At 47.5% G+C, this 12239-nt stretch carries 14 protein-coding genes; 1 reads left to right on the top strand and 13 read right to left on the bottom strand.

What is annotated here, in order from left to right:
* Positions 1-7: 7 nt before the first annotated feature.
* The 13 genes from pilP to ACJHYW_RS17835 all read right to left on the bottom strand — a co-directional run bounded on the left by pilP (position 8) and on the right by ACJHYW_RS17835 (position 9586).
* Positions 8-460, bottom strand: a complete 453-nt coding sequence (gene pilP, locus ACJHYW_RS17895; protein WP_001247336.1) for a type IV pilus biogenesis protein PilP — start codon at positions 458-460, stop codon at positions 8-10.
* Positions 447-1742 carry a type 4b pilus protein PilO2 gene (pilO2, locus tag ACJHYW_RS17890; protein WP_000752774.1) on the bottom strand — a complete coding sequence of 432 codons (1296 nt, stop codon included), beginning with the start codon at positions 1740-1742 and terminating at the stop codon, positions 447-449. The genes pilP and pilO2 overlap by 14 nt, the downstream gene beginning before the upstream one ends.
* A complete protein-coding gene (locus tag ACJHYW_RS17885; RefSeq protein ID WP_000748143.1) occupies positions 1735-3417 on the bottom strand; it encodes a PilN family type IVB pilus formation outer membrane protein in 1683 nt (560 codons plus the stop codon). The genes pilO2 and ACJHYW_RS17885 overlap by 8 nt, the downstream gene beginning before the upstream one ends.
* Before the next feature lie 13 nt (positions 3418-3430).
* Complete coding sequence (pilM, locus tag ACJHYW_RS17880; protein ID WP_000539807.1) at positions 3431-3868, bottom strand: type IV pilus biogenesis protein PilM; 438 nt, start codon at positions 3866-3868, stop codon at positions 3431-3433.
* Positions 3868-4935: a type IV pilus biogenesis lipoprotein PilL gene (gene pilL / locus ACJHYW_RS17875; protein ID WP_000742600.1), complete on the bottom strand. Its 1068-nt coding sequence runs from the start codon at positions 4933-4935 to the stop codon at positions 3868-3870. The genes pilM and pilL overlap by 1 nt, the downstream gene beginning before the upstream one ends.
* Positions 4936-4968: 33 nt before the next feature.
* Entirely contained in the window at positions 4969-5559 is a 591-nt protein-coding gene (locus ACJHYW_RS17870; RefSeq protein ID WP_001334619.1) for a hypothetical protein, read from the bottom strand.
* Between the two features lie 49 nt (positions 5560-5608).
* On the bottom strand, positions 5609-6061 hold the full coding sequence (locus ACJHYW_RS17865; protein WP_000008892.1) for a hypothetical protein: 453 nt from the start codon (positions 6059-6061) through the stop codon (positions 5609-5611).
* Positions 6062-6103: 42 nt separating this feature from the next.
* Positions 6104-6358 carry a PilI type IV pilus biogenesis protein gene (locus ACJHYW_RS17860; RefSeq protein ID WP_001136192.1) on the bottom strand — a complete coding sequence of 85 codons (255 nt, stop codon included), beginning with the start codon at positions 6356-6358 and terminating at the stop codon, positions 6104-6106.
* 267 nt (positions 6359-6625) lie between these two features.
* Positions 6626-7192: a protein TraD gene (traD, locus tag ACJHYW_RS17855; protein WP_000776428.1), complete on the bottom strand. Its 567-nt coding sequence runs from the start codon at positions 7190-7192 to the stop codon at positions 6626-6628.
* Between the two features lie 13 nt (positions 7193-7205).
* On the bottom strand, positions 7206-7889 hold the full coding sequence (locus ACJHYW_RS17850) for a conjugal transfer protein TraC (RefSeq protein WP_000213857.1): 684 nt from the start codon (positions 7887-7889) through the stop codon (positions 7206-7208).
* Between the two features lie 253 nt (positions 7890-8142).
* Entirely contained in the window at positions 8143-8676 is a 534-nt protein-coding gene (locus ACJHYW_RS17845) for a transcription termination/antitermination NusG family protein (protein ID WP_001303319.1), read from the bottom strand.
* A 441-nt stretch (positions 8677-9117) separates the two neighbouring features.
* Positions 9118-9405 (bottom strand): helix-turn-helix transcriptional regulator, encoded by a 288-nt coding sequence (locus ACJHYW_RS17840; protein WP_000074849.1) that lies wholly within the window; start codon positions 9403-9405, stop codon positions 9118-9120.
* Positions 9323-9586 (bottom strand): ash family protein, encoded by a 264-nt coding sequence (locus ACJHYW_RS17835; protein ID WP_001324596.1) that lies wholly within the window; start codon positions 9584-9586, stop codon positions 9323-9325. The genes ACJHYW_RS17840 and ACJHYW_RS17835 overlap by 83 nt, the downstream gene beginning before the upstream one ends.
* A gap of 972 nt (positions 9587-10558) precedes the next feature.
* On the opposite strand from ACJHYW_RS17835, the gene repA reads away from it, so the two are divergent.
* Positions 10559-11590, top strand: a complete 1032-nt coding sequence (gene repA, locus ACJHYW_RS17830; RefSeq protein WP_000907873.1) for a plasmid replication initiator RepA — start codon at positions 10559-10561, stop codon at positions 11588-11590.
* The last annotated feature ends 649 nt before the right edge of the window (positions 11591-12239 follow it).

The raw sequence follows: 12239 nt of genomic DNA, 5'->3' as shown, positions 1-12239 counted from the left end.
ACGTTACTCAGAAAGTAAGGGTGGTGCCATCACTTAACGTGACGCCAGACAATGAGATCGACTTCACTGTGACGGATGTGCCTGGAAGCTGGCTGCCAGTGGTGACGCTTGTCTGACGTCCATCAGCCATGCGAAGAACGGCATTAAGACGTTTATCTTTGCCGTTTATTTCCATAATAACGGGCAATTCCTTTCTGTTTTTAGATGTCGGCTGCTCTGAAACTGATGGCAAAGAGGCAGTCACACCAGAGAAACCTGAAACAGTTTCAGATGATGAAGTAACATCTGATTCTTCGAGTTGTTTCTGTAGCTGTGCGCCCTGAACTTTTGCCTGTAAAAGAATATTCCGGTTTTGTTGTGCTTCAAGTTCTCCTATTGTGACAAGAGGTTGTGTTGTTGCAAATGAAAAACCGGAGAAGAAAAATATGGATGGAATAATGAGTAATTTACCTGGACGCATAAATATGACCTTCTGAGGAATAACTGAAAGTACCGCCGTTTAATTCAAAATGGATATTGCTCAGACGAACGCCGGTATCCTGAAATAAAGGGAACAACTCATCAGGATTTACAGGCGTTGATAAACTGAACTGATATTCTTTCCATTTCTGAACAGGGGCTGGTTCACCATCGTTACCTGGTAATGGTTCCGGTATGGCTATTTCATTAATGGCCGGCGTTAACTGTTTTTTCTGAAACCACGTGAACACCCGCATCAGTTGTTCTGAGGGGGTAGGGACTGCCTCATCCCTGCGGGGCAGGGAAGGCAGTGGCCGGGTTACAGAAGCCAGGCGTGCACCATCTTTAAGGTTAAAGTCAGGAATAACATTAAAGATTTCTTTGCTTCTTGCCAGAAAGCCTTCAATAGTTCCTCCTGGCTGTCGTTCGTAAATCAGTGTGAATGTCTCGGGAGTACATGTTCCACCGGTAAGTTTCCAGCCTTCTAGCGCGACCGGTGATGGTTTTCGAAGGTCCGCGCAGGCTTTCAGAAAATCACTGATTACAGGTTGTGATGCCCATGGATGCGGGAGTTCTGGCGGTGGATCGGGCTTTTTAAACTGCAATCTTGCCCGTGCAGCTATCTCCTCGGGCGTCGGTACGACATCCGGCTCTGGCTGAGTCATCCAGAATACAGTGCCTGCGCTGGCTGCTACTAAAAAAAGTACGGCAGGCAGTGTGAATTTGCTGCGATTGCCGACAGTAAGTTTGCAACGGCGGAGATCTGCTGATGATAACCGGGTAATAATACTTTCCCAGTTATCAGGATGTTCCAGAGGAGATACGACCTGCCATTTTTCGGGGGGCTCTTCGTTCATCGTCAGAAAAAGACTGACCTTTTGAGCAACATCAGCATCATTTCCTGACAGATCAGCCATAACGGCAGGCTGGCCATTAATGGAGGCAAGGAATAAAAGCTCCTTATCGCTGTACCGGAAGACGCCGTATCCATTTCTCACCCATGAGCAGAAAGCCAGAGCAAGGGAAAAATAATGATTGCGCTCCGGCCTGGCCAGTATTCCTGTGCCGGTAATGCGGCTGATCTTCCCACGGGAACTTCTGCTGCCTACAGTCACTTTCAGAGAGGTAAGCCGTCTGGATTTTACATGGGGCTTGTGTTTCTGATGAGAAGGGACTCGCTGTTTTTTTACGACAGGACTCCATTTAAGACAGGCTGCCCACACGCGATGATTTACTTTAGGATCTGCGAGAAGTACAACCGGGTTGATATCTTCATCAGCCATTGTTGCCTCCTGACGGGAAAGTCGGGGTAATGATGATTACAAGCGTGCTGCGTTCATTTTTCCCGGTTTGTGAACCACCAAATAATGGATTTGCTGGCGTAAACGTACCGGCTTTACTTGTCGTCGTATTGTTCTGATCGAAACCAGTAACGACAAGTGATTGCCCTTCTTTCAGATTGACCTTCTGGCTCAGTGAACGCAGTTTGGTATACGGCATTTCGATGTAACTGTTTCCGTCTTTTGACGTAAAGCTACGGATTGTTGGGGGATCTGACAGATTAAAATTCATCTGCAACTGGAGATTGCCCGTTTTCTGAATTAAAGGCAGCAGGGTCATATTGAATCCGGTGGTGATCATGCCCGGCGTTAATGTTGTTGTTGCTCCTACATCCGTAGTCGTTGTTGTTGCTGACTGGGCGACGTAAACCGTCTGATCTGCCATCTGGATAGGTACCGGCGTCAGGTTTGTGACAGTGCTTTCTTGTGAAGTCACAACACTGACATCGCCCTGTTCACTCAGCGCTTTAATCAGAAGACTGGAACCGCTGAATTTGGCGGCATTCCCTGTTGCCGTATCCAGAATTGATACGCCTGCAGATGTAGCGCCTGTAAAATCTCCGCTTGCATTGTTCAACGTTGCTCCGGCGGAATGTAGCGATTTATAAACAAGGTTCCAGTCCAGACCGAACTGTTCGTTTCTGGTATTGCTGACGCTCAGAACCTGTACGTTCAGGGCTACCTGGCGGTTCATAATACTGTTTTGTTCGTCCACATATCGTGCGACGGCTTCCTGGACAGCTGGAGTATCAGTGACAGTCAGCGTTGAGCTCGATGCAGATAACCAGTAACGGCCTTTTTCTGGTGTCAGCATTGCTTCAATAGTTTTCCGGATGTCTTCATACAGATCGTATTCCTGACCAACGGTTGTGCTCTGAGAGGACGTTGCATCACCGGATGCTGAGTTATCCTGGCCTCCTGTTGCCCCCATTGTGCTTGTTGAGCCAGAGCTGACACTGGAACTGCTGCTGGTTTTGGTGTTCAGCATATGAAGTGGATACGTTCTGGTTTCAGTCAGATAGAATACAATCCGACCATTATCCATGCGCCAGTACAGACCACTCCGGCTGGCCATCAGATCCAGAAGACCATTGATATCTCCCTGCCACATGAGGTTATTCAGCGTTAATGGCTGAGTGGAGGTAGTCATTGTTGTGCTGCCCAGGCTGCTTAACGGTAGACGCCCATTTTCATCTGGTGCTGGTAGTGTTCCTGTCATCTGGCGGGTAGCGCCTCCTTCAAGAGTTGAATTGGCTGCGTCAGGCGTGATGATCACAGGGATGCCGCATACGGCAGTAATACGTTGCCCCAGTTCCTGCAGAGTGATCTCTCCTTTTCTTGCCTGCGTGATGTAGCAGGCCGGAGCTGTTTGTTTTTTCTCTCTTGATACCTGAGCGACCGGAACAGGGTTTATCCATTGATTATCGAGCCAGGTAAGAGCCTGCGATTTACGGGCCGAAAGGGCTGATACCTTTTCCCGTGCATGTGCTGAGTCTTCCTGTGCTTTTTTCTGCATTTTGTTGATTTCGCTGAAAGTACATCCGGAGATGGAAAGAGCGACGGCGATCATGCAGGGGAGCACCGCCAGCTTCATTGAACGCTGGTGTGATTTTTTCATGAATATATCCAGATTAGTTAACGTAGACGACAGAACCAGCAGTAATGCCTGCCGGGGGTGTCAGACCGGTTGCAGTTCCTGATAGCCAGGTGAGTTGCCCGTTTTGGAAGATCCCTATTAGTGCAGAACCACGACTTTTTGAACGCAAAGTTTCAACAAGACCTGGTTGTTCAGGCATCCATACCCACAGACGCCCCTGTTGTAACTGATGTTTAATTCGGGAGTCCGGAGTGACAGGGAGAGCCAGTTTATCTGAGGAAATTACTCCGTCCTGCTGGCCTGATACGTATCTGATATCATTGATTCTGTTAGCAATCATCAGTATCTGACTTGCCCATACAGACGCACTTGCATATTGCTGGGCGTTTGTGGTTTCAGACATCTTCTGATTCTGGTAGCTACCAGTGATAATCAGAATGGTCAGGCCGACGGCCATGACCAGCCATCCCATTAGCGACCATCCCTTGTATCAGAAACTGTAATGATGCACTGCATGCGAGAAGCCTGTGCGTATAAAGGTTTTTGCGCAGTCCGATATAACTCAAATACCTGCTCCATGGCTGATTCAAATGATCCCCGGAACATTAAAGGCGCATCCAGACGGTAATCGGTTACAGAAAGTGGCCATATGACCATCCAGTGCGTTGATGCCATGCTTTCGCATTTTGTTTCTTCTGCCCACTTGATAATGTTCTCTCTTAATGTGGTGCCTGCCGGCGCACGCCACTCTTTACCCTGAGATACCGGTTTAACAGGCGTTCCGGTCATGAGCGGGATAGACTTGACTGTGGAGCCGGTTGGAGTCGGGGTGGCGGCGGGGGTTGACGAAGATACGCTGTTTCCTCTGAATGGATTTCGTGGTTTGTTCTGGCTATTTGCTGTTGTTGGAGATTCAGGGGAAGTGGATGTGGTTACCATGGCTGCTGGCGAGATAGTGGTTGCCGTGTCCTGTGCCGGTGCAGCAGCTGATGTTGTGACGGTCAACGTTTTATTATCCCAGTCCAGATGGCCCCATAGGTGTTGTTCTTCCAGCAACCGATTCAGAGAACGGGTCCACTGATCATTGGCAGACCATGAAACCAGTTTGGTATTCAGCTTGGGCGTGGCTGCATTCTCTTGTCTGAATTTCCATCCTTCCGGTAGTAATGTTTTTATCCACTGACTGACGGTCCGGTTACGGGCCGTCGGCGATAGTGTTACAGGGGCGCTACCAGGCTTGCCTGTAATGATTAACCGGGAGAAATTCTGACTTATTGTTGGTGAAGGTAACGGTCGGGATTCGCTGACTGGATGTGCTGTTTTTACTGTCTCTGGCACGCTGACTCTCGGGGGGGGAGTTATTTTAGGTGGAGAAAGACGTTGTTGCGTAAGTGCCAGAACGCCAGCACTCTCACTGATTTGTCCGTCAACAAAAACCAGAGCAGGCGTATCTGATGGTGCCACGTTATTGCTGCCGGAAATTCCGGCACAGCCGGACAATAATGACGGCAGTATAAGTGTCAGATAGTTTTTTTTCATAACGGAGACTCCGTGTTCGTATATACGTGTTTGTTAATTGGTGTGAGGCGGCTGGAGAGGACGAATGACGACTGTCATTCCGTCCGAATGCAAATGCGGGAGAGACCACTGAAATAAGAGATATACAAAAGGAATTGATAATCTTTCATACAGACTTGTTTTCCGTGGGCATGTAATAACAGAGAAATTCAAACCATAAGATTCCAGTCTCTTTATAAGTTTATTTATTCTTGCAGGAGTAAAGAGATGTGAATGCATAACAATGGTTTCATCATTATTAATTGCTTTTGATATCAGAGAAAGTAACACATCCCAGTGTTTCCTCATTGACTCCGGGCAACGTGTATCGGCATAGGGGCTAAGATGTATGCTTGATTCTTTACTGCCATTTTTTTTCGCAAAGAATGTGAAGTTGTATTTAGATACAGACCTTACGATAAGAAGCACGCATCTGAAAAGTAGTGGGGAAAAGCAGATAATAACCACTATACAGAAATATAATATATAAGATAGTGATATGTGGTCAGTGTATAGATAACGGAAGTATTGCCACGGGGTAGTGATGTACAGGCAAAACGTACACCAAAGTAACCATAGATATAATGGTACGTTATTATTTTTCATGTTAGTTGATGCCGGCGACTAAGATAACAGAGTAAGGGGGATTAACTGTTTAATTCTTTGGAACGAAAAAATGCAGTTCCTGAACATCACACACCATTATTTCCACAGGCTTACCATTTTTATCCAGTAAATTTGAATTGGTTTCAAAAGATTTGCAGTTGTTTTTACTTTTAAATGAATCAAGGTACAGGGTGTTAATGTCAGATTCGTCATCTGTTGTTTCTCTTGAAATAATACTGTTTTCTATCACCACATTTTCATGTATCTCATTTGGCATTTTGTACTGTTGCAAATATTGTTGGCGGCGGATACGTGCCTGTTCACTGCTTTCTATGAACACCACCGTGATGATTGCCCCGTACATGATAATCAGGAAAACCCAGAAATCTTTTGGTATCTTCCAAAAAAGTGCGGACAGTTTGTTATCTGATGAAATTAAAATCGGAAAAAGGATTGCAAAGACAATCAAAATCGCGATGGTTAATTTAAATAAAAACGACATGGTCCCCTCCTGTTTTGACGAGGTCTTTTGTTTTTGTTGTTTTTACGACAGCCAGTCCTGCAGGTGCTGATGGCGGGAGCGGCTACCCTTGCGCCAGCGGCAGTGGCTACCGGGTGCACGTTCCAGGCGGAACAGAAATCGGTTGTTGCATAGTACCACCACAAGGCAGTTATCCGGCGTGCAGAAGCGTCGGGCAAGCTCATCGGGATCTGTCTGTGTTTTCGTTGAAAACAGCTTGCGTTTGCAGTGCGTGTCGACGACCAGTACCTGTAGTCGTCCGGGATGTTGCTGTGGCATCAAAGACTCCTTTCGGAACGGGAAAAGAAGCAGCTGTACCGTCGTAACTGCACGTACCGGTTGCGAAAAAACGGCACAAGCGAGTAGTGACAGAAAGAATCCCGGGAACGGCAGAAAGGGTGGTACAGGCTGCGAAGACGGGTCACGGGGTGTGTCGGGAATTAACGCACGTGAGGCGTAATGAGAGCGAAGCTCTTTTTGCCAGGGTCATCTACGTTGATTTTCATGTATGTTTTCCTGTCGGAAATCGTGGTGCTCTTATAACTGTTATTCCCTGTTTCCAGAATCGTTTTTCAGGGTCAGAATGACAATACCACAGCGGGGATTTATGTGAGGCACTTTCCACTGAGATAAGATTCTGCTGACGATGAGGATGCGGAACATGACGCTATTCATGGCGGATTCCCTTCGTTCCGCTGTTACATCCAGCCCTTTTCGGCGCAGAGAGCAAATCAGCTTTTGTGTCCTGGCTTCAGTCAGAAGATGGGATTTCATGTAGATACGTTTCTTCTGGCGTAATAAGGGGGGCAGCTTTTCGAGTAATTGCTTGAAGTGTTTTTTTATCGCCTTCTTTGAGGAAGTATCTGCGAGTGCGCTCAGGAAAACACATACTGTGTGATTGTCAGACATGTCTTTGGTTTTAAAACTATTTTTCCTAAATATTATTCTAAGCAGAATGAAAAACGGACGGACTAACAGCGGGAGAGCTATCATCCCCAATATCTCTACTAGCGTCCATATGTTCATCTGGTACAAGCCATCCTTGCAGAGCAAAATCGCTATAATGCACCAGACGCTATATATAGCTAATGGAATACGATATTGGAGTTTCATGTATTGCTCTTCCTCAGTGTAATGTGATAGTCGTCTGCTCCTGTGTTGCACCCCAGACATCTTCTGGCAGGCTGGGCAGCCCGATAAATAAGGTGTGAAAGAGGGTTTCTCTGCGTTCGATCCCGAATTGATGTTCGTATCCTCTCACCACCTGAAATCCTTCGTCGGAGAATATTAACTCTGCCGCTTCCAGAAGCTGCATAGTTTTGCGGTGTAGTGGAGTGATCAGCTGCAACGTAACTGGTGCCCTCATATCGCCTGTCGGTAGAAAACACTCTTCGGTGCGACTTAGTTGTAGCAGATGACGTTTCCCGGAACAGGCCCGTTCAATGGATTCATTGAACACCCTCTCAGGCCATGGGCAGACATATGTGCGCCAGCCTGCTTTCTGTAATTTACCCAGTGCAGCCCGAAAACGAAACAACGGACATTCCCCGACAGTGGCAGAGCTGAGAAAGAGCGTATTCAGCGTTCCGATGATGGGAATATTGCGATCTTTTTCGGTCAATGCTTTTAACGCCATGATTTCGCCAGGGAGACTACGGAACTCAGGATGTCTGCTGGCACCAGAAAGCCATTCAAGCAGGTAATGCCGTAATCCGGTTTCACTGGTTATATTGTGGTTTTCCTGTGCCGTTTTCAGGGCATTCAGTGCACACCAGAGCAACTGGCGCACGGGATGTTCTGTCGTGGTCATGCGAATGTCCTACTGTGAGATGAAAAGAAGACCGGTATCCGTTCTCTCCGCCACACGTGATGGCACGGGCCGGCCTTTGATAAAACGAATCAATACTCTGGGGTGAAGCCTTTTATTTCTTTCGCCATTAAGAAATACACGGTTCCATCAAAAGACAGGGGGAGTCCATGGTGGGGATGGCTTCGTGCAGGCTTCACTCCGGAATATTCTCTTGAATTGAAAAAAGCCCGGCCCGAAGGCCGGGAAATACTGGCTATGGGATGTTTACAAGGCGCTCCATAAAGCCGTGATGTTCGGCATTTGATACCAGTTCCAGGAGCAGGGATATCCTCGACTCAGGCTGGAGAGTATTTTCCATTCTGAGGAGATACTGATATTGTGCTTTTGTCAGCCATATGCTGGAAGCCGCATTCAGCTCTTCCCTGGCTCCCGGATTTAGCACAGGGTCCGGGTAAATCTTCATTAATCCATCAACAATATCTTTATTGACGGGTTTTATTTCACCGCCAAACTTCACGAAATCAATGAAGGCGCTATGTCGACGTAATGCTGATACTGGGTGAATGTCAAAATTAGCCAGAATAAAAAAGTACCCTGGAAAAATAGCGAATATTCTTTCACGGTAACAGCACCTGGAGTCTGCCCGTCTTATCTTTCTTGTTATTAATGGAGTCCATGGTACGACGTTTTGCTCATTCAGCCATGAGAATAAAGATTCTCTGTTTTTGCCGGCTGTATTATATTGCGCAAGATACCAGTTCCGGTTATTCAGGTGTTCTATATTCACGAAGTTCAACGCTCCGCGCAAAACCGATCCATGATGGACGATTTTGCGATGTCAGGCGAATATGCTAAATCATATGTCTGAAGCAGTGTCCAGCCCATATCTGGATAAACTGCAGTTCTGACAGGCATATAACCAGCAGACTCTAGTACGTTCTGTATCGGTGATTTGGCGAACTCACAGATAAAGAACGGCTAAGCACTAATATCAGCAATACAGTGGCACAGTATTGTGATACGCGAAATAAAACATCAGCACGTCAGTTCAGAGTAAGGTCGCCATATATCGGGCATGAGCCAGATACAAATAACTGGGACACCGTCTGAAGTGATTTGCTTTATTAAAGTAACTTGTGCTTGGTGTTTATGTTTATCAATTTGGGATCGCCTGTAAAGTGCAAAATGCAATTTCCATGAAAGTGTCCCCTTTAATGGGGACACCTGTTCACATTTTTTCGTTTTCTTTAGCTGTATTGCTAATCATGAAAACGAAAGTTCGCATCAGCACAGCAGAGCGAAGTGCATCATATCCTTCCAGATTTAAATTCTTCAGGCTTCGCTTCAGGTAGGTTCGTACCGTTTCGGGAGAAAGCCGACAGTTCTGAGCAATGGCGTCGTAAGGAACACCCATTGCGTAAAAAACGCAGACTTTAAGCTGGTTTGTTGATAGCTCGGGAAACATGCCTTCCAACAGAGTGATGGCCGGGAGTTTCTGTATCAGTTGAGGTGACATAGCAAAGGTCTCCGATGACAACTAAAAACGCTATCACCGAGTTCCTACGCTCATTGGTGATAGCCCAGACGGGGGTAGGAATACCGGCGTCATCGGAAACCGGCCAGGCTAATGCCTGCCCCGCCTGAGCTACCATAGATGACGACAAGAAATACAAGTTCCTGTCTTTATGGTATGGCAAAAAACGACGCCAAATGAAGAAATTAACTTCTGCGCCGACGATGACTACGCGGGTTCCTACGCCCGATCACAGTTTTGCCTGTGACCAGTAAAGGGTACTTAGTATAACGCACCGAGTCAACTAACAGCTTAAAAAACATACAAAAAAGCGTCAAAACTTAACGCTCCGCGCCGAAGCGATCCAGGCATGATGCTTCTGCTTTGTGGCGTTCGAACATGCTGGTCCATATGCACGAAACGGTGTCTGACCCTCGTCCAGACAATCCGCAGTTCTGACGAACATATGAACAAATATGCTCTTGTAGAGGCTGTTGTTACACAATTGGCGGGTTGTGTAACAAATGGTTTTATCATCTAAGAATCATTCTATTTACGATCGAATGATCTACAAAATGATTTTTTAAAGGTTATTTAGATCGTTTAATTGCATTAAAACAGAATATTATTCTGTTAGGTAGATCGGTTGTAAGATAAATGATCGTGAGTAGGACAAAAGTCGATCTTTTAATCCAAAAGAAAGATCTAAAGCAGAAAAATCTGCTTTTAAAAATAGATTTTATTTTTTTGACGCAGGTCAAGATTAACTTATTAGAGGTATCAGTGAGGAGGCACTGGAAGAGAAGAGATCGTTGTAATGCTTTTCAAATTAACGTAAAGCGGGTATATTTCGGCTGTTATTAGCTGTGCAGAGGGTGGCACTCTGTGGAGCAAAGCGGCGAAAGCCGGACGGCAGAATGCGCCATAAGGCATTCAGGAGAGATGGCATGTACGGGCAGTAAGTCAGAAGACTGAAGATGTTCCGGAAGCCATAAAAGGAAAACCCCCACTATCTTTCTTACGAACTTGGCGGAACGACGAAAGATAGTGGGGGCCTCACAGAATACGGGTAAAGTATAATGAAACCGTACCAGAGATTCAACCCTGTGCAGTGTATAAATACACGGCACAATCGCTCCGCCATAAGCGACAGCTTGTGGCAGGTCTGAAGAATACTCCATATAACGCAGTACACTGGAGTCAGTTAGCACCCGAAGAGCAGATCCGTTTCTGGGAAGACTATGAAGCGGGAAGGGCGACCACTTTCCTGGTTGAACCGGAAAGGAAGCGCACGAAGCGTCGTCGTGGTGAGCACTCCACCAAACCCAAATGCGAAAATCCGTCCTGGTATCGTCCTGAGCGCTATAAGGCGCTGAGCGGGCAGCTCGGGCACGCCTACAACCGTCTGGTGAAAAAGGACCCGGTGACCGGCGAGCAGAGCCTGCGCATGCACATGTCTCTGCATCCTTTTTACGTGCAGAAACGAACGTATGCCGGTCGCAAATATGCTTTCCGTCCGGAAAAACAACGCCTCCTCGATGCCGTCTGGCCGGTTCTGGTCAGCTTCAGTGATGCGGGCACACATACCGTAGGCATGAGTGTTTCCCGTCTGGCCAGAGAAATCAGCCCGAAAGACAGCAAGGGGAAGGTTATTCCGGAACTGGAAGTGACGGTCTCCCGCCTTTCCCGTTTGCTGGCCGAACAGGTACGTTTTGGTGTGCTGGGTGTTTCAGAGGAAACCCTGTGGGACCGTGAAACCCGCCAGCGTCTGCCACGTTACGTCTGGATAACACCGGCAGGCTGGCAGATGCTGGGCGTCGACATGGTAAAACTTCACGAACAGCAGCAGAAACGACTGCGTGAAAGTGAAATCCGCCAGCAGCTCATTCGGGAAGGTGTTCTGCGTGAGGATGAAGATATCTCCGTACATGCGGCCAGAAAACGCTGGTATCTGCAGCGCAGTCAGGATGCGCTGAAACACCGTCGTGCGAAAGCAGCAGCCAGTAAGCGCGCCAGACGCCTGAAGAAACTGCCTGCCGACCAGCAGATTCATGAGATGGCAGAGTATCTCAGGAAGCGTCTGCCTCCGGATGAAGCCTATTTTTGTTCCGATGACCATCTGAAGCGAATGGCCATCAGGGAGTTGCGTCAGCTTGAACTGACGCTGGCTGCCCCGCCACCGCACTAGACAGCACCATTCCCTCAGCACTGAATCATCACCAGCCCCTCCGGGGCTTTCGGCGCTGGTTCCGCTCAGCCCAAAATCCGCAGTAATCACCTTAAATCCCCTCAGAGGGGCATATCTGCCCATAAAACCACGCATCAGTCATCAGAACATGGCCACGTTGTTTCAGTTATCCACATAAATCCGCAAACAAAGAACTTTAAGAAGCTGCAAACCTGAAACAGCAAACCTGCAATATAGTCTTAACCCCATTATTTAATCCCCTGCGTTGCTTCGCCGCAGGGAAAATCTTTATCTCTGAGACCACTGTGAACAAATACAAAGAGGCCTTCGCTTGCAGCGGCCAAGGCCGCGCCGCTCAGAATCTAAAAGCACCTCCCACGCTGACGCGCGGGCCCCGAACCTCACCGTTCTGAAACCACAACAAAAAGACATCAGGAATAAAAACACCACACAAACGCAGCACCGTGCCCACCCCTCATAACTGAAAAGCGAGGCCGCCCCCGCCCAAAGGGCGGGAACAACATCGCTTTTAATTATGAATGTTGTAACTACACCTCATCATGGCTGTCAGTGTTCTGGCTGGAAGTATCGAGTACACGCTCGTAAGCGGCCCTGACGGCCCGCTAACGCGGAGATACGCCCCGGCTTC

Origin of the sequence: Escherichia sp. WS3063, from assembly GCF_046486595.1 — a bacterium.
GTDB lineage: Bacteria > Pseudomonadota > Gammaproteobacteria > Enterobacterales > Enterobacteriaceae > Escherichia > Escherichia coli.
Note: the sequence above shows the minus strand (reverse complement) of the source record. Positions and strands in the feature narration are given on the sequence as shown.